The following is a 16,170-nucleotide window of genomic DNA, read 5'->3' on the forward strand; positions in this document are numbered from 1 at the left end:
GTTTTTTCATGGATCAACACCCACAAGGACCCCGCCGCAATGCAACCCTCTCTGATAACGCTCGCCCTGGCCGCCCTGTTGCCGCTGGCCGCGCAGGCCGCCGAACCCGCGCGCGCTGTGCTGCTGGTACAGACCTACGACAGCCAGCCGTCCGAAGATCCGCTGGAATACATTCCGGTGTGGCTGGGCAAGACCGTGGCCAAAGATTCCACCATGCCCAAGTCGCTGCTGAGCCAGCCGCTGCAGGCCTTCGATAACGGTGTCTCCACCGCCAACGTGCGGCTTGCTGCACTGACCGTTGACGACAACAGCATGTGCGGCGGCACCTCGAAACTGCGCTTGAAGGGCAACCCCGCGCTGTCGCACTCGCCGCTGTTGTCGACAGTGGATCTGAATCCGGGCAAGCGTTTCGCCGGCCGCGCCGCCACCGCTGCCGAACAGACCGAGTTGCTGCGTCAGGTCGGCGACACCGCGCAGTTGCGCAAGACCGTCAAGCCGGCGGAATTGTCCAAAGCGCTGGCGGCCTTCGCTGCGGACCGTGCGCAGGACACGGCGTCACTGCAGATCGTGACCGATGCACAGCAGCCGCAGCGGCGCGTGGCGGTGCTCACCTCCAACCACCCGACCAAGACCGGCAACCCGGACAACCCGACCGGCGTGCTCGTCGTGCTGGCGATCTTCGAACACGACGGCAACCACTGGCAGTTCCGCCGCGGCAGCGCAGCCAGTGGCTGCGACGATTGTGAAGACCTGCCACTGCGCACGCACCTGCTGCAGTTCGGCGATATCGACGGCAATGGCACGCTCGACTTCGTACTGTCGGAAAGCGGCTACGAAAGCTACGGCTTCTATCTGCTGCTCGGCGAAGGCACCGGCTGGCGCTCGGAAGGATTGCCGGGCGGCTGCTGATCGGTTTGCTGCCATCTGCGCGATGCCGGTTGCGGCATCGCGCATCGGCGCAGACCCAGCATCAACATGCGTGGCGCAGACACGCCACGCCAGTGATTAACCGGCAAATCCACCGTCATCGAGAAACTGCTGCTCTTCGGCCGTGGTCTGGCGCCCCAGCACCGTATTGCGGTGCGGAAAGCGGCCAAAGCGCTGGATGATCTGCTGATGCTCCGCCGCCCAGCGCGTGGCTTCCGCATCGTCCAGTGCAGCGGTCAGCTGCATGGCGCGCGCCTGCTCCTGCAGATCCTCTGCGTGCCCAAACGGCAGATAGAAAAACAGCCGTAATTGCGCCGAGACCTGTTGATCGAACCCCTGCTCGAGCGCCTGCTTGGCGTAACGCAACGCCAGCCCGTCGGTAGCGTAGGCGTGCGCACTGCCCCGGAACGCATTGCGCGGGAATTGATCCAGCAGAATCAACAGCGCCAGTGCGTCTTCGGCACGCGCCATCCAGTCCGCGTAGTCGCCGCGGGCGGCGGCAAAATGCTGCTCGCTGAAGTGCTGGCGAAAGTTGGCATCGAACGCATCGTTATGCGTGAACCAGCGCGCGGAGCCGGCCAGTTCCCAGAAGGCCAGCACCACATCGGCCTGTTTGTTGCGCTCTGTTTTGGCAATCATCGACGTTCCCCCTGACGAATACGGCACAGCATGCACGTGCGCATGTGATGAGGCCACCGCTCCCCGACCTCCAGCACTTGGCAAGTACGGCGCTGGCGGCTAGGTTTGCGGCCTACGCTTTCGTTTCACCGGGGAAATCCATGCGTTCTATTCTGTTCGCCGCCCTTGGCGCGGCGCTGCTGTGCGGGCCTGCGTCTGCGGCATCGCGGTTTGTGCAAGATCCCTACCCCAGCACCTACCACGCGCTCGCGTCCGGTCCGGTGCTGATCCAGCACGCCACGGTACTGACCGGCACCGGGCAGCGGCTGGACGATGCCGACGTGCTGCTGCGCGACGGCAAGGTGGCCGCGGTGGGCCGCGCACTCGAAGCGCCCGCCGACGCGCGCCGCATCGATGGCACCGGCAAGTGGGTCACGCCCGGCATCATCGACGTGCACTCGCATCTGGGCGTGTATCCCAGCCCCGGCGTCAGCGCGCATAGCGATGGCAACGAGATGACCGCACCGGTCACCCCGAACGTGTGGGCCGAGCATTCGATCTGGCCGCAGGACCCGGGCTTCGGCACTGCACTGGCTGGCGGCATCACCTCGCTGCAGATCCTGCCGGGCTCGGCCAATCTGATCGGCGGGCGCGGGGTCACGCTCAAGAACGTGGCCTCCACCACCTACCAGGGCATGAAGTTTCCCGGTGCGCCGTGGGGCCTGAAGATGGCCTGCGGCGAAAACCCCAAGCGCGTCTACGGCGAAAAGGGCGGCCCCGCCACGCGCATGGGCAATGTGGCCGGCTACCGCGCCGCGTTCATCGATGCGGCCGAGTATCTGCAGAAGAACGCGCCTGAAAAGACCACCAAGAAGCGCCACTGGTGGAGCAGCGGCGGCGACAACGACAGCAGCGGCGATGCCGGCGGCAAGCGTGACCTCAAACTCGACACGCTGGCCGGCGCCATCAACGGCGATATCCGCGTGCACATCCATTGCTACCGCGCCGATGAAATGGCGACCATGCTCGACCTGTCCAAGGAATTCGGCTTCCACATCGCCGCCTTCCATCACGGCGTGGAGGCCTACAAGCTGGCCGACCGGCTGGCGCAGGAAAACGTCTGCGGCGCGCTGTGGGCCGATTGGTGGGGCTTCAAGATGGAAGCCTTCGACGGCATCCAGGAAAACATCGCCATGGTCGACCGCCCGGCCAATAGCTGCGCCATCGTGCATTCGGATTCGGAAGAAGGCATCCAGCGCTTGAACCAGGAGGCCGCCAAGGTGATCGCCAACGCGCGCCGCAGCGGCACCGAGATTGCGCCCGAGCGCGCCATCCGCTGGCTCACCAGCAACGCCGCCAAGGCGCTCGGGATCGAGCAACAGACCGGCTCGCTGGAGCCGGGCAAGATGGGCGATGTGGTGGTGTGGAACGGCAATCCCTTCAGCTCCTATGCGTTGGCCGAACAGGTGTATATCGACGGCGCGCAGGTCTACGACCGGCATAACCGCGCCCTGCAGCCGGTGTCGGACTTCATGCTGGGCCAGGAGGTGGCACGATGAGCCGCGCCTGGTTCGCCCGCCCGCGTCTGCGCGCGTTGAGCGCGCTGGTCATGGCCGCGCTGGCACTGCCTGCCATCGCACAGCAGGTGCTGATCCGCGATGCCACCGTGCACACCGCCACCGCGCAGGGCACGCTGCAACACACCGACGTGCTGGTGCAAAACGGCGTGATCCGCGCGATCGGCAGCAACCTCGCCGCGCCTGCCGATGGCCGCGTGGTCGATGCCAAGGGACGTCCGCTGACGCCGGCCTTGTTCGGCGGCATCACCGAGATCGGTATCGAAGAAGTGTCCGGCGAAGACAGCACCGTGGACAGCGGCCTCAAGCTGGCCGAGCAACCGATGCGCCCCGAGTTCGACGTCACCCTGGCCTACAACCCCGACTCGGTACTGGTGCCGGTGGCGCGCGTGGAAGGTATCGGCTTCACCGCGCTCGGCGCCACCACCAGCGGCGCCTTCATCGCCGGCCAGGGCGGCATCGTGCGACTGGACGGCAGCCCGGACCCGGTCGGCCCGCATGCGTTGTTCATCCGTATTGGCGCGGCAGCATCCGATCTCACCGGCAGCTCGCGTGCAGCGCAATGGATGCTGCTCGATCAGCTGGTGGCCGAAGCGCGCGGCCGCGTGCCGGCGGATTCGCCGCATGCCTTGCTGACCCCGATGGGCCGCAGCGTGCTGGCCAAGTATCTGGCCGGGCAAGGCCGCATCGTGGTGCAAGTGGAACGCGCCGCCGACATCCGTCAGTTGTTGCGCTGGGCGCAGCGCGAAAAGGTGCGCATCGCCATCGCCGGTGGCGCCGAAGCGTGGAAGCTGGCGCCGCAACTGGCGCAGGCCAAGGTGCCGGTGTTGGTGAACGCCTTGGCGGATCTGCCATCGACCTTCGATCAGATCGGCGCCACGCTGGAAAACGCCGCGCGTCTGCGTGCCGCTGGTGTCGACGTCAGCTTCACTCAGAGCGGCGATGCCTCGCACAACGCACGCAAGCTGCGTCAGCTGGCCGGCAATGCGGTGGCCAATGGCTTGCCGTGGGAATCCGGCCTGGCCGGGCTGACCCGCGTGCCTGCGGAGATCTTCGGCGTGGCCGATCGTATCGGCAGTATCGCAGTGGGCAAGCAGGCCGATCTGGTGCTGTGGGACGGCGACCCGCTGGATGTGGCGCATTACGCCGAGCAGGTGTGGCTGGGCGGGCGCGAGATGCCGATGCGCTCGCGTCAGACCGAACTGCGCGACCGCTACATGCAGCAGGCTGGACCGCTACCGCGTGCGTATTTGAAATAAGACCAGCGAACACAGCAACTGAGCGGCCGCCAGGTGCGCGCGGCCGGTGCTCGGAATCGACATGGACGCCTCGTACACTGCGATTCTTCTGCGCCGGCCACGCTCAGCTGGGGATCGCTTGCTGCACATTTCACTGCCCCACGTGCGTGCCGCCTGTGTGGATGCGTGTCGTGTATCGCAATGGTTTCGCCAGCGCAGGCCCGCGCATCCACCCTCGCCGGCAGCGTGCCGGCACCATTTGCAAGGACTGCCGATGCGCCTGCCGCGCCGCCTGATGCCATCCATCATCGCTGCCTCCCTGGGCTTGATGCCGCTCTCGGGCATGGCGCAATCGGGATGGATCAACGCGCAGGGCGAAGCGGTTGCAGAATCGCCCAGCCGCAAGACCGTGCAGGACATGGGCGCCAGCCTGCTGCTGACCCCGGATGCGGACTGGCAACAGAAGTGGAACACGCCCAGCGACACCGCTCCGCACTTCAATGAGGTCGACCACGTCGCCACCGGCGACACGCTGTTCGTGCTGATCTTCCTGTCCAACCCGGGGCTGGATGCGCAACGGCGCGCCGATGTGGTGTGCAGCATCCGCGTCATCGACCCCACCGGGCATGCCGAGCAGAACACCGTCGATGCGCCGTGTCTGCAGACGCAGATCGAGGGCGATCCGCGCCATGTCTATCTGGCGCAGGTCAGCCTGGGCGTGCGTGCGGAGGCCAGCGACCCGCCCGGCCGCTGGCAGGTGCAGGTCACCGTCAACGACCGCCAGCGCGGCATCCGCATTCCGCTCGTCAGTTCCTTCACCATGGGCCGTCAGCGGCCGGCCGCAAAAACGCCATGAGCGACCTGTCATTCCGCGCGCGTGCGGGCTACGTGTTGGTGGCCGTGGCGCTATTCCTGATCGAAGTGGCGATCGCTGCCGGATGGATCGGCGGTGCGTGGGTGCGCGGCAGCCTGGGCGATGTACTCGCCGTGGCACTGGTCTACTGCGGCCTGCGTGGCGTGTTTGGCTGCCCGCCCGGATGGGCCTGCCTCCTGGCCGTGGGCATCGGTTGCGCGATCGAAGGCTTGCAGGCCATCCATCTGGCCGACCGGCTCGGCCTGCGCCCAGGCAGTGCGGCCTACATCGCGCTCGGCAACACCGCAACGCTGCACGACGTGCTGATGTATGCCATCGGCGGCGTGATGTCCTTTGGTTGCGATGCGCTGTTGCGACCTCGACGACGCGCAATGCCTGCAGCGCCCCTAATTGATTGATGCTGGTTGATTGATGCTGGTTGATTGATCCCGTTCGCCCTGGACTGCCATGCCTACCCCTCTGGTTTCGACCATCACCCGCTGCGCCGCCCTTGCCACCGTACTTGCGCTGGGCGCATGTGGGCGCGATACAACGCCTGCACCGCCCTCGAGTGCCGGGGCGATCGCTGCTGCCGCCACGACACCTGCCCGCACAGCACTGACGCTGCACTGCGAAGATCTGGACGATGCAGCGCAGGAAACCGCCGCCATTGCCGCAGGCGCCGGCGATCGCGTGCGGCGCGTGGGGGCGCATCGGTTGGAAGTGAAAACCGATGCGGGCACGCAGGTGTTCGACGACAGCCCACCCTACGATGAGCCGCTGGATGGCGCCGAGTACCGCTATTGCGATCGCCGCGATGCCTATGTGTTGCTGCATCACCGTGATGGCGACAATTTTGGCGGCGTGTTGATCGACACCCGCAGCGGTAAGCAGCTCCCCGGCGGCACCCAGGTGGTGATTTCGCCGGACCGCAGCCGTTATCTGGCCGTTGTACAAGTCGACGGCATGGACGGCGAGCAGTGGCGCGTCCTGGATTTCAACAAGCGCACGCTGATCTCCACCACCAGCATGCTGCTCAGCCAGGATGCCACCACCGGTATCGCCGAACTGAGCGCGCCGCAGTGGTTCGGCACGCAACTGCAGGCCACCGCAACCTGCCTGAGCGACGACACCCAGCACTGGCAGGTCCGTCTGGCTAACGCGCAAGGTGCATGGGATTGGCAGCCGCGCCGTGCTTGCGATGCCGCCGACCCCTCCCAGTGACATGATGTTTGAAGGCGGCGGATTGCGCTCGATCCAGCGCGTGGTATTGCGCCAGGCACCGGCCAATCTGCAGCGCGGGATCGAGGCGGTGGGCGGACGCCTGATCCTCACCGCCAACGCGCTGTTGTTCCAGCCGCACGCGCTCAATGTGCAAACGCGTTCGCTCACTGTTCCGCTGAGCCAGATCGTGTCGCTGCAACCGCGCTGGACCCGGCTGTTCGGGCTGCTGCCGGTGGCACCGACGTCGCTGGCCGTGCAGGTGGACAACGGCGACGAGCACCGGTTTGTGATCGGCAAACGCGACCACTGGATTGACGCCATCGCCAGCGCACGTGACGCGCTGAGCCAAGCCGAGCAGCCCTGAAACAGCTACGACCAACTGCAGCCATCGCGGTCATGCAGCAACGCGCCGTCTCCAGGTCGCAGTACAAGCGTGACCCGCACTTAGATTCATTGCGGAAGTTTGAACCGGGCGCACGCTCTGCATCTTCGGCGGTCGCAGCCAAGGTCCAGCCCGCCTAGCATCGCGCATCGGCATCACGGCCACGTCCTCCCCTCAACTAAACGCGGCTAACACCTCGTAGCGAGCAGTCGTCAGGTGCGTCTCAGAACCGGAGCGTACGAGTGGTACATGCCGCTCCGAGCGCCGGCCGCACCTACCTGGCGATTGCACCGTAGGTTTGTTAGCTGCTCTAAGGAACTGAACATGCGCCACTCCATCCTGCGCACGCTGGCATGCGCGCTGTGTCTGTACGGTAGCGTCAGCGCGCCCGCCATGGCCGCCTTCGGATTCACCCGCAGCGGCGACCGCGTGGTGGTGGACACCGGCGCCGAGCTGGTGTTTTCGGTCAACGCCAACAACGGCGACATCGTGTCGATGCGCTACCGCGACAACGAGCTGCAGACCACCGAATCGAAGGGCTCGCATATCGCCTCGGGACTGGGCAGTGCCAACGTGGAGGCACGCGTCGTGGGCGGGGCGATCGTGGTGTCGGCCAAGGCCGGCGATCTGACCCAGTACTACATCGCACGCAAGGGCCGTAATGCGATCTATATGGCCACCTATGCGCCGACGTTGCTGCCGGTGGGCGAGCTGCGCTTCATCGCGCGCTTGAACGTCGCCAAGCTGCCCACCGCGCAGCAGGAACCCGACTCCAATGTCGGCACCGTGATCGAAGGCGAAGACGTGTTTTTGCTGCCGGACGGACGCACCAGCTCCAAGTTCTATTCGGCGCGCCGCATGATCGACGACCAGGTGCATGGCGTCAGCGGCTCGGGCGTTGCAGTGTTCATGCTGATGGGCAATCGCGAGCGCAGTGCTGGTGGTCCGTTCTTCAAGGACATCGCCACGCAGAAAACCCGCGTAACGCATGAGCTCTACAACTACATGTATTCCGACCATACCCAGACCGAAGCATTTCGCGGCGGCCTGCAGGGTGTGTACGGCCTGTTGTTTACCGATGGCGGCGCACCGAGCAGTGCGCAGCTGAGCACCGACTTTGTCGACGCAACGCTAGGATTGAGCGGCTATCTGGCCGGCAGCGGGCGTGGTGCAGTGAGCGGGCGGGTCAGCGGCGTGCTGTCCGGCCAGCCGGCCGTGATCGGCCTGCGCAACGAGCAGGCGCAATACTGGGCCACTGCAAACGGCAGCGGCGATTACCAGATTGCCGGCGTGCGGCCGGGCCGCTATCGCATGACGCTGTATCAAGGCGAACTGGAAGTGGCGCAACGCGATGTCGAAGTATTCGCCAATGCCACCGCGCAGGCGGCCTTGCAGGCAGTGGCGTTACCGGGCACGGTGAAATGGCAGATCGGCGTGCTCGATGGCACGCCGGCCGGATTTCGCCATGCCGAGTTATTGCCGCGCGCGCACCCTTCCGACACGCGCATGCGCTGGACACCGGTCACTTACACCGTCGGGTCGAGCAGCGTGGGAAGCTTTCCTGCTGTGCAGTGGCGCAGCATCAACACGCCCAGCCGCATCGACTTCACCTTGGCCTCCAATGAACTCCGCAGCTATCGCCTGCGTATTTTCGTGCCGCTGGCGCAGGTCAGCGCGCGCCCGCAGATCGCCGTCAACGCGCGCTGGAATGGCCCGCTTCCTGCCGCACCCAACCAACCCAAGACGCGCGGCATCACCCGTGGCACCACGCGCGGCAACAACACGCTGTATGAGGTGGATATCCCCGCCTCGGCGCTGCAGGCCGGCAGCAACCGCATTGAGATCGGGCTTGCATCGGGATCGCCGGACAACGGCTTCCTCAGCCCTGCGGTGGTGTTCGACAGCATCCAGTTAGTGGCGCTCTAGGAGCGGCCAACAAAACGCAGCGGGCAGTGGTCAGGCGGGTAAGGCACGCCCAGAGCCGGAGTGGACGCTGAGTACATGCAGCACCGAGTACCGGCCGTGCATGCCTGGCGCTGAGCACCGTCGTTTTTTTTGTTCTAAGACTGGCTACAAAACGCAGAGAGCAGTCGTCAGGTGGATGTGGACGGCGCGTTCGTAACCGGAGTGCACGCATGGCACCTGCCGCACCGAGCGTCGGCCGCGCCTGCCTGCCGGTGAGCATAGTCGGTCTGTTAGCTGCTCTAAATCGGTTGCGGCCTGGAAGCACCTACATGACCACCACTGCACACACGCACGTGCAGTGGTGGCCATGACTTAAGCTGTTGGTGTCATCTTTTGAGGCGCCGCATCAGGTGGCGCACACAGATGCGCCACATCGCGCGACGCATGCATCGACTACGTCATCGCCACATCGCGTCGATGGAGAGTGGTCGCAGTTACTTGGCCGCAATCGAGCCCGTCAGCGAGATCGTCCCCATCCCGCCTGTCACCTCGAAACCGCCTTCCACCACCTGCAGATACAGCTCGCTGCTGTAGCGGCCATCGCCACTGCGTAGCGTCTGCAACCGAGTCAAAAACGCTTTGACGTCCACATTGAGGTTGCCCTTGGCCGGAAGCGCGTTGCTGTTGCCGGCGCTGCCATGTGGGATGAAGGTGTAGACGTAGTAGCCGGCGGCCGAGTTATTGCCTTCCCACAGATCGTAGGTCACGCCGCCAGAGGTGAATGCATTGGACGCGGTCAATGTGCCCAGCGGATACGAATTGTTGGCGCCCCAGATCATCACTTCCAGCTGCGGATTGCCCTTGCTGGTGTCCTTGCGGAAAAACAGATCGTAGGCAAAGTCGCCGGTCTGCCCGCTGCCCTTGGTGGTAAAGGCCAGCGTGCCGCTCAGGCTGCCGACCTTCGAGACCTGATGCGGGAAGTAGCTGTCGGTGGCCGGGTTCATCGTGTAATGCCAACCGCGGCAGATGGCCGGATAACCGTACAACTGCCCACTGGGCAAGTTGTAGGAGACCGTCAGGCTGGGCGTGCTGCCAGACCCGAATGTCGCCTTGATGTTGTTGTTGCTGTCGTTGAAATTATTGTTGTAAGCGTATTGCGTGCCGTAGACCTTGGTCTCGCCGGTCGCCGCGCTGGCGCTGGAGGCAACCAGCACCAAGGCCAGCGTGGTGGCGTGCAGCAGTAAGCCGCGACGCAAGGGCAAACGGAAACGTTCGTGCACGTGCATGAGGTGAACTCCGATGATGGATAGACGGGCCACGCTCGCCAGCTGGCAACACGCCAGCGGGTGGGCGATGACCGTGGATGCATCCGGCGCAACGACGCCTTCGCGCCGTACCGGATGCCCGCGCACTGACGGGGCGCGGACATGGACATCCCTGCAGACCGATCACCGTGGCCTCATCCGATGCGCGACACATGCGTTGCATGCGCCGCACAGACGACCACATCATTGTTGCGATGCGACTGAACCCAGTAGCAGTGCAGGTAGCAGCGCGCGGGCGGCGGTGCATACCGTCAACGACACACCACTGCATGGACCGACCGCGTCGCTGACGGTCCATGCGCCGCTCATCAGGGACTGTTACTTGGCATCCATCGTGGCGCTGACCTTGGCCCAACCATTGCCGCGCACCACTTCAAAGCCGGCTTCGGCCGCATGCAGATACATGCTGTTGTTGTAGCGGCCATCCTTGGAGCGATTGTTCTGCAGCCAGGTCAAGAACGGCTTGGCATCGATGTTGAGATTGCCGCTGGTCTTGAGCGTCGGCTGGCCGGCGGTGCCGGTCGGGATGAAGGTGTAGACGTAGTAGCCGGCACCGGAGTTGAAACCCTCCCACAGATCGAACGTGCGCCCGCCTGCGGTGATCACCTTGGTGGCGGTCACCGTGCCGATCGGCCAGGAGTTATGGTCGCCCCAGATCATCACTTCCAGCTGCGGGTTGCCCTTTGCCGTGTCCCAGCGGAAGAAGATGTCGTAGGCAAAATCGCCTGCCAGATTGGTGCCGCCGGCGCTGTAGTTGAACTTGAACGGCAACGAGTTGATCGAGGAAATCTGCTTGGGGAACAGCTTGTCGCTGGTCGGATTCCAGTCGTAGTGCCAGCCGCGCACGATCGCCGGATATCCATACAGGTTGTAGTCGGCGAAGTTGAAGGTGACGGTGAGCTCCGGCGTGCTACCGGTGCCGAAGGTGCCCTGGATGATGTTGTTGGGATCGTTGAAATTATTGACCCACGCATAGTGGTTGCCAAAGATCTTGTACGGCCCGGCCAGTGCCGCCGGTGCCAGCGCCACCAGGCCGATCGCCAGCGCGGCCTTCCACCAGCGCGATGCGCGCCGCCGCGTGGTGGGCGCCTGCGCACCAGTCTGTGTGAGGGTGTTGGATGGGGTGGTGTGCATGTGGACTCTCCATGGTGTTCAGCGCGGCGGCGCCAGTGCGGCGCTCCCGGGACCCGCCCTGCAGCGGTTGCGGCCGACCCTAGCAGCGGCACTGCGGCAGGAGCTATAGCGATTCCGGCAGGACAGCCGTGCCAAGCGCGATAGCGGGCGCTACCTTGCACCCCGAGCGTGCCCTGGTCCTCAGTTCGCACCCAACTTCCTGTCGGTCCAGCATGTACCGCTCAGGTGTGTTGCCTGGCGCCGCACGCAAATGGTGCAGAGCCACATGCCCGTGTGGTCGTGTGGTCGTGTGGACGCGGGTGGCCGGAGGCTGCGCTGGGCGGACGCCGCCGTCTCGTTGTTCCTGCGTGCGAGGCGCTGTCCCTGCCAATCCACCTGGACCGACCATGCCGTCTCCAACCTGCCCAACCACTACACGCCCAGCGCGCAGATCACCGCGGGCATCGTAAAGAACCGCCCTTCGATAGCCAGGGTTTGGTGCCGCTGGCCGCCTCCCGGCCCGGCCGGTCCGACCGCTGGTCTACGCGCGGCGACCGTTTTGCGATAGCGTTCGCAGTTGGAAACGACGCAATAGCCGGAGGGGGCGACGATGCGCATCGGAATCGTGGTGGACAGTGCGTGCGATTTGCCGCAGGACTTCATCCAACGCAACAACGTGATCGTGCTGCCGATCAGCGTCCGTATCGGCGACGCCGTGCTGGCCGATCATCGCGATGAAGAAGCCACCCTGAGCTTTTTGCAGGCGCATGTGGCCGAGCGCGGCCACGAGGCAGAAACCACACCGTTTTCGGTAAATCAGATCCGCGATCTGTTCCTGCAGCGTCTGGTCATCGATTACGACCACGTGTTCTGCCTGACCATCTCCAAGCTGCGCAGCCAGATCTACGACAACGCCATGCAGGCCAGCTTCGCGATCCTCAACGACTACAAGCCGATCCGTCAGGCCGCAGGTCACAGCTCGCCCTTCGCATTGCGCGTGATCGATACCTTGAACCTGTTTGCCGGCCAGGGCATCACCGCGGTGGAAGCGGTGCGCCTGCGCGAGCAAGGCCAGGGTGTTGCAGCGATCCGCACCCGCCTGGAGCAGTTGGCCGAGCACACCTACGGCTACATGATTCCGCGCGATCTCTATTACCTGCGCGCACGTGCACGCACCAAGGGCGATCGCAGCGTGGGCCTGATCGGCGCGGCGCTGGGCAGCGCGCTGGATATCAAACCGGTGCTGCGCGCGTATCGCGGCGTCACCGAACCGGTGGCCAAGCTCAAGGGCTTCGAGCCGTCGGCCGAGAAGCTGTTCGGCTTCACCGTGCGCAAGCTCCGCGAGGGCCTGATGACACCCACCGTGTGCGTGGGCTATGGCGGCGAGCTGGCCGAGCTGCATGCCCTGCCCGGCTATGCCGCGCTGCAGGCCGCCTGCCAGAGCCATGGCGTGGAATTGTTCGAAAGCGTGATGAGCCTGACCGGCATGGTCAACGTAGGCAAGGGCGCGCTGGCGGTGGCTTTCGCCGCCGAACCGCACCGTTTTTCTGCCTGAGGCAAGCGCGTCACGACGCATGGCCTTCGACGGCGTTCTCACCCGCCCTCGGCTAGTGTGCCGCCGTCATTCAACGGAGTGTGTCCATGCCTGTCAGCTACTCGATCAGCCTGCCCGACCCCAAGCTCGCCCGCGGCAGCGCGCCGTCGGTGAGCTTCACCGCCAACGGCGCCGAGGCCTTCGCCGAACAGTTGCAGGCCGCACTGCGCGACCCGGCCTGGTTCGATCGCTGGCGCCAGCTGCAGGCCGACCCGGACGAGGTGGACCCCAGCCTGGGCATCACCGATCCGTCGGCCACCGTCACCGGCAAGCAGGACGATCTGCGCATCGATCTGGTCGCCACCACCAGCATCCCCGGCGATCTGTTCAAGCAGCGTATGCAGGCCCTGGCCGGCCATCACTGGGAAATGCGCGACGTGCGTTGACGGCGTGCATCAGATAGGCAGACACGCTGCGCAGCAACTGCGCTAGGTGCCGTCAGAGGCATCGTGCCGCTTAAAGCCCCTCTCCCACCGGGAGAGGGATTTGGGTGAGGGTACGGCGCGAAGCCACTCACGCAATCACTCTCTGCACCAAGCTGTGGCCCGTACCCTCATCCGCCCCTGCGGGGCACCTTCTCCCGACGGGAGAAGGGACATCGGGTCGCCGCTTGATGCGTGGCACCAGAACGCACAACACAGCACCACCACGCCACGCGCACCACCGTGCATCGCCCTATCGCACACGCACCACTACTCACTCAGCCAACTACTACTTACGCAACGAAACAATCAACCACGCAATGCCGCAGCATGATGCGCAATATGTTCGCCAATAAAGCTGGCGATGAAGTAATAGCTATGGTCGTACCCCGGCTGCATGCGCACGGTCACCGGGTACGCCGCCGCCTTGGCAGCGTCTTCGAATAACCCGGTTTTCAGCTGGTTTTCCAGGAATTCGTCCGCCCCGCCCTGATCGATCAACAGCGGCAAACGCTCCTGCGCCTGTGCGATCAACGCGGTGGCGTCATACGCCTTCCAGCTGTCGCGATCCTCACCCAGATAGTGCCCAAACGCCTTCTCGCCCCACGGCACCTGGCTCGGCGCCACGATCGGCGAAAATGCCGACACGCTGCGATAGCGGCCCGGATTCTTCAGCGCGATGGTCAATGCGCCATGGCCGCCCATCGAGTGACCGCTGATCGCACGCGCACCGGTGGTGGCGAATGTCGCTTCGATCAATGCCGGTAATTCGTTCACCACATAGTCGTACATGCGGTAATGCGCTGCCCACGGCTGCTGCGTGGCATCGACATAGAAACCGGCGCCCTTGCCGATGTCGTAGCCTTCCGCGTCGGCCACATCGTCGCCACGCGGGCTGGTGTCCGGCGCCACGACGATCACGCCGTGTTCGGCCGCGTAGCGCTGCGCGCCGGCCTTGCCGATGAAGTTCTGTTCGGTGCAGGTCAGGCCACTGAGCCAGTACAGCACCGGCAACGGACCCTCGGCGGCCTGCGGCGGCAGATACACCCCTACCGTCATGCTGCAATCCAAGGCCTGCGACTGATGCCGGTACACGTCCTGCCAACCGCCGAAGCAGGCACGGTGTTCGATACGTTCCATGGAATTCCTTCGAAAGAAGACCGCGCAGCCGGCATCACCGGCTGCGCGGCGGGTGGGTCAGTGCAGCAGACCCTTCTGACGCGCCACCTGGGCCGACAACGCGTCCATCAACCCCGGCGACAGGCAATCGTACGGCTGCAAGCCCAGCTCGGTCAGCCGCGCGCGCACGCCTTCCATCTGCTCCGGCGGCGTACCGGTTTCGATGATGGACGACACGAACGCCGCAAAGCCCGGCGGTGACCAGCCCGACTGCTGCGACAGTTCGGTGTGGATGAAATCCAGACCGTAGAACGCGTGATCCTTTTTCTCGATGCGGCCAATCATGTGCACACCGCAGCCGGTGCACGCATGCCGCTGGATCGTTGCACTTTCATCGACGATCTTGAGCTTCTCCGCATGGGCGGTCACCGTGATCTTGTCGCGCGGCGCCACCGCGATCACGGAAAAGGTCGCCCCTTCCGGCTTCCAGCATTTACTGCAGCCGCAAGCATGGTTGTGCGCGGTCTGCGCCGCCACGTCCACGGTTACCTTGTCGCTGGCGCAATGGCATTGCAGGGTTCCGCCTGCAAAGCCGCCGGCCGCCCCACGCGCTACTCCACTGTCCACCGAAGGATGAATCGACACGGTAGTCATCATGCCCCTCCCGGGTATCGGGTACTGCGTGCGCGGAAGCGGCCGCGCGCCGATCCTGGCCGTACGGTCAGAAATGAATCACGGTGCGGATCGACTTGCCTTCATGCATCAGATGGAAGGCCTCGTTGATCTCTTCCAGCGGCATGGTGTGGGTGATGAACGGGTCCAGATCGATCTCGCCCTTCATCGATTGCTCCACCATACCCGGCAATTGCGTACGTCCCTTGACACCACCGAAGGCCGAGCCGCGCCACACGCGGCCGGTCACCAGCTGGAACGGACGGGTACTGATTTCCTGGCCTGCGCCGGCCACGCCGATGATGACGCTCTCGCCCCAGCCTTTGTGGCAGCACTCCAGCGCCGAGCGCATCACGTTGACGTTGCCGATGCACTCGAAGCTGAAATCCACGCCGCCGTCGGTCAACTCAACGATGACTTCCTGGATCGGCTTGTCGTAGTCCTTCGGGTTGATGCAATCGGTGGCGCCCATGCTGCGCGCCAGGTCGAACTTGCCCGGGTTGGTATCGATAGCCAGGATGCGCCCGGCCTTGGCCTGCACCGCGCCCTGGATCACCGCAAGACCAATGCCGCCCAAGCCGAACACCGCCACGCTTTCGCCCGGCTTGACCTTGGCGGTGTTGTGCACCGCGCCGATGCCGGTGGTGACGCCGCAGCCGAGCAGGCAGACCTTTTCCAGCGGCGCTTCGGGATTGACCACCGCCAGCGAGATTTCCGGCACCACGGTGTATTCGCTGAAGGTGCTGCAGCCCATGTAGTGGAAGATCGGCTCGCCGTTGTAGGAGAAGCGCGTGGTGCCGTCCGGCATCAGGCCCTTGCCCTGAGTGGCACGCACGGCCTGACACAGGTTGGTCTTGCCGGACAGACAGAATTTGCACTTGCGGCATTCGGCCGTGTACAGCGGGATCACGTGGTCGCCGACCTTGACGCTGGTCACGCCTTCGCCGATCTGCTCGACGATGCCGCCGCCTTCGTGGCCCAGCACCGACGGGAAGATACCTTCCGGGTCATCGCCGGACAGCGTGAAGGCATCGGTATGGCACACGCCGGTGTGGGTGATGCGGACCAGCACTTCGCCGGCCTTCGGCGGTGCGACGTCGATCTCGACGATTTCCAGCGGCTTGCCGGGTCCGAATGCGACTGCTGCACGGGATTTCATTGGGATAGCGCTCCTGACGAGGATGTTCGAGGACGGGCGCGG

The 16,170-nt window shown here is 64.8% G+C and carries 17 protein-coding genes and 3 other RNA genes; 10 read left to right on the forward strand and 10 right to left on the reverse strand.

The genetic code is table 11. The features are described from left to right. The first annotated feature begins 39 nt into the window (after positions 1-39). Positions 40-909: a hypothetical protein gene (locus ACZZ0O_RS01435; protein WP_323522428.1), complete on the forward strand. Its 870-nt coding sequence runs from the start codon at positions 40-42 to the stop codon at positions 907-909. A 96-nt stretch (positions 910-1,005) separates the two neighbouring features. On the opposite strand, the gene ACZZ0O_RS01440 is transcribed toward ACZZ0O_RS01435, so the two are convergent. Then, on the reverse strand, positions 1,006-1,566 hold the full coding sequence (locus tag ACZZ0O_RS01440; protein ID WP_463592024.1) for a DUF924 family protein: 561 nt from the start codon (positions 1,564-1,566) through the stop codon (positions 1,006-1,008). Positions 1,567-1,706: 140 nt separating this feature from the next. Between ACZZ0O_RS01440 and ACZZ0O_RS01445 the strand changes: the two genes are divergently transcribed. From ACZZ0O_RS01445 to ACZZ0O_RS01470, 6 genes are all read left to right on the forward strand, one after another. Beyond that, positions 1,707-3,104 carry an amidohydrolase gene (locus tag ACZZ0O_RS01445; protein WP_463592025.1) on the forward strand — a complete coding sequence of 466 codons (1,398 nt, stop codon included), beginning with the start codon at positions 1,707-1,709 and terminating at the stop codon, positions 3,102-3,104. Beyond that, entirely contained in the window at positions 3,101-4,381 is a 1,281-nt protein-coding gene (locus ACZZ0O_RS01450) for an amidohydrolase family protein (RefSeq protein WP_463592026.1), read from the forward strand. The genes ACZZ0O_RS01445 and ACZZ0O_RS01450 overlap by 4 nt, the downstream gene beginning before the upstream one ends. A gap of 253 nt (positions 4,382-4,634) precedes the next feature. Then, a complete protein-coding gene (locus tag ACZZ0O_RS01455; protein ID WP_311238549.1) occupies positions 4,635-5,216 on the forward strand; it encodes a hypothetical protein in 582 nt (193 codons plus the stop codon). Next, complete coding sequence (locus tag ACZZ0O_RS01460) at positions 5,213-5,632, forward strand: ribosomal maturation YjgA family protein (RefSeq protein ID WP_115554588.1); 420 nt, start codon at positions 5,213-5,215, stop codon at positions 5,630-5,632. Before ACZZ0O_RS01455 ends, ACZZ0O_RS01460 begins: the two co-directional genes overlap by 4 nt. 49 nt (positions 5,633-5,681) lie before the next feature. Beyond that, positions 5,682-6,437 carry a hypothetical protein gene (locus ACZZ0O_RS01465; RefSeq protein ID WP_463592027.1) on the forward strand — a complete coding sequence of 252 codons (756 nt, stop codon included), beginning with the start codon at positions 5,682-5,684 and terminating at the stop codon, positions 6,435-6,437. Between the two features lie 22 nt (positions 6,438-6,459). Then, a complete protein-coding gene (locus tag ACZZ0O_RS01470) occupies positions 6,460-6,801 on the forward strand; it encodes a PH domain-containing protein (protein WP_463592530.1) in 342 nt (113 codons plus the stop codon). Positions 6,802-7,005: 204 nt separating this feature from the next. Here the strand turns inward: ACZZ0O_RS01470 and ACZZ0O_RS01475 are convergent. Further along, positions 7,006-7,070: non-coding RNA, sX9 sRNA (locus ACZZ0O_RS01475), on the reverse strand. A gap of 73 nt (positions 7,071-7,143) precedes the next feature. Here ACZZ0O_RS01475 and ACZZ0O_RS01480 point away from each other — a divergent pair. Beyond that, positions 7,144-8,745 carry a rhamnogalacturonan lyase B N-terminal domain-containing protein gene (locus tag ACZZ0O_RS01480; protein WP_463592028.1) on the forward strand — a complete coding sequence of 534 codons (1,602 nt, stop codon included), beginning with the start codon at positions 7,144-7,146 and terminating at the stop codon, positions 8,743-8,745. A 4-nt stretch (positions 8,746-8,749) separates the two neighbouring features. Here ACZZ0O_RS01480 and ACZZ0O_RS01485 read toward each other — a convergent pair. From ACZZ0O_RS01485 to ACZZ0O_RS01505, 5 genes are all read right to left on the reverse strand, one after another. Further along, a non-coding RNA gene (locus ACZZ0O_RS01485) (sX9 sRNA) lies at positions 8,750-8,822 on the reverse strand. Positions 8,823-8,887: 65 nt separating this feature from the next. Then, positions 8,888-8,963, reverse strand: a non-coding RNA gene (locus ACZZ0O_RS01490) — sX9 sRNA. 255 nt (positions 8,964-9,218) lie between these two features. Next, the gene (locus ACZZ0O_RS01495; protein WP_463592029.1) at positions 9,219-10,010 is read right to left on the reverse strand and encodes a GH12 family glycosyl hydrolase domain-containing protein; all 792 of its coding nucleotides are present in this window, start codon (positions 10,008-10,010) and stop codon (positions 9,219-9,221) included. Between the two features lie 357 nt (positions 10,011-10,367). Beyond that, entirely contained in the window at positions 10,368-11,183 is an 816-nt protein-coding gene (locus ACZZ0O_RS01500) for a GH12 family glycosyl hydrolase domain-containing protein (RefSeq protein ID WP_115528905.1), read from the reverse strand. A 411-nt stretch (positions 11,184-11,594) separates the two neighbouring features. Continuing rightward, the gene (locus ACZZ0O_RS01505) at positions 11,595-11,780 is read right to left on the reverse strand and encodes a hypothetical protein (RefSeq protein WP_463592030.1); all 186 of its coding nucleotides are present in this window, start codon (positions 11,778-11,780) and stop codon (positions 11,595-11,597) included. On the opposite strand from ACZZ0O_RS01505, the gene ACZZ0O_RS01510 reads away from it, so the two are divergent. After that, complete coding sequence (locus ACZZ0O_RS01510) at positions 11,773-12,717, forward strand: DegV family protein (RefSeq protein WP_463592031.1); 945 nt, start codon at positions 11,773-11,775, stop codon at positions 12,715-12,717. The genes ACZZ0O_RS01505 and ACZZ0O_RS01510 overlap by 8 nt on opposite strands. 86 nt (positions 12,718-12,803) lie before the next feature. Further along, complete coding sequence (locus ACZZ0O_RS01515) at positions 12,804-13,142, forward strand: hypothetical protein (protein ID WP_055848259.1); 339 nt, start codon at positions 12,804-12,806, stop codon at positions 13,140-13,142. A gap of 345 nt (positions 13,143-13,487) precedes the next feature. Here ACZZ0O_RS01515 and fghA read toward each other — a convergent pair whose 3' ends face one another. The 3 genes from fghA to ACZZ0O_RS01530 form a co-directional block, all read right to left on the reverse strand. Further along, positions 13,488-14,318 (reverse strand): S-formylglutathione hydrolase, encoded by an 831-nt coding sequence (gene fghA, locus ACZZ0O_RS01520; protein ID WP_115554593.1) that lies wholly within the window; start codon positions 14,316-14,318, stop codon positions 13,488-13,490. Between the two features lie 57 nt (positions 14,319-14,375). After that, entirely contained in the window at positions 14,376-14,951 is a 576-nt protein-coding gene (gene gfa, locus ACZZ0O_RS01525) for an S-(hydroxymethyl)glutathione synthase (RefSeq protein WP_055850259.1), read from the reverse strand. Positions 14,952-15,018: 67 nt separating this feature from the next. Further along, positions 15,019-16,128 carry an S-(hydroxymethyl)glutathione dehydrogenase/class III alcohol dehydrogenase gene (locus tag ACZZ0O_RS01530; RefSeq protein WP_055848253.1) on the reverse strand — a complete coding sequence of 370 codons (1,110 nt, stop codon included), beginning with the start codon at positions 16,126-16,128 and terminating at the stop codon, positions 15,019-15,021. Positions 16,129-16,170 lie beyond the last annotated feature (42 nt).

This window comes from Xanthomonas sp. AC360 (assembly GCF_979258225.1).

Excerpts from the sequence above, each read along its gene's own strand:
- ACZZ0O_RS01480 (WP_463592028.1), top strand. The coding sequence starts at position 7,144 with ATGCGCCACTCCATCCTGCGCACGCTGGCATGCGCGCTGTGTCTGTAC.
- ACZZ0O_RS01450 (WP_463592026.1), top strand. The coding sequence starts at position 3,101 with ATGAGCCGCGCCTGGTTCGCCCGCCCGCGTCTGCGCGCGTTGAGCGCG.
- ACZZ0O_RS01465 (WP_463592027.1), top strand. The coding sequence starts at position 5,682 with ATGCCTACCCCTCTGGTTTCGACCATCACCCGCTGCGCCGCCCTTGCC.
- fghA (WP_115554593.1), bottom strand. The coding sequence starts at position 14,318 with ATGGAACGTATCGAACACCGTGCCTGCTTCGGCGGTTGGCAGGACGTG.
- ACZZ0O_RS01500 (WP_115528905.1), bottom strand. The coding sequence starts at position 11,183 with ATGCACACCACCCCATCCAACACCCTCACACAGACTGGTGCGCAGGCG.
- ACZZ0O_RS01445 (WP_463592025.1), top strand. The coding sequence starts at position 1,707 with ATGCGTTCTATTCTGTTCGCCGCCCTTGGCGCGGCGCTGCTGTGCGGG.
- ACZZ0O_RS01460 (WP_115554588.1), top strand. The coding sequence starts at position 5,213 with ATGAGCGACCTGTCATTCCGCGCGCGTGCGGGCTACGTGTTGGTGGCC.
- ACZZ0O_RS01510 (WP_463592031.1), top strand. The coding sequence starts at position 11,773 with ATGCGCATCGGAATCGTGGTGGACAGTGCGTGCGATTTGCCGCAGGAC.
- ACZZ0O_RS01455 (WP_311238549.1), top strand. The coding sequence starts at position 4,635 with ATGCGCCTGCCGCGCCGCCTGATGCCATCCATCATCGCTGCCTCCCTG.
- ACZZ0O_RS01505 (WP_463592030.1), bottom strand. The coding sequence starts at position 11,780 with ATGCGCATCGTCGCCCCCTCCGGCTATTGCGTCGTTTCCAACTGCGAA.
- ACZZ0O_RS01440 (WP_463592024.1), bottom strand. The coding sequence starts at position 1,566 with ATGATTGCCAAAACAGAGCGCAACAAACAGGCCGATGTGGTGCTGGCC.
- ACZZ0O_RS01515 (WP_055848259.1), top strand. The coding sequence starts at position 12,804 with ATGCCTGTCAGCTACTCGATCAGCCTGCCCGACCCCAAGCTCGCCCGC.
- gfa (WP_055850259.1), bottom strand. The coding sequence starts at position 14,951 with ATGACTACCGTGTCGATTCATCCTTCGGTGGACAGTGGAGTAGCGCGT.
- ACZZ0O_RS01435 (WP_323522428.1), top strand. The coding sequence starts at position 40 with ATGCAACCCTCTCTGATAACGCTCGCCCTGGCCGCCCTGTTGCCGCTG.
- ACZZ0O_RS01495 (WP_463592029.1), bottom strand. The coding sequence starts at position 10,010 with ATGCACGTGCACGAACGTTTCCGTTTGCCCTTGCGTCGCGGCTTACTG.
- ACZZ0O_RS01530 (WP_055848253.1), bottom strand. The coding sequence starts at position 16,128 with ATGAAATCCCGTGCAGCAGTCGCATTCGGACCCGGCAAGCCGCTGGAA.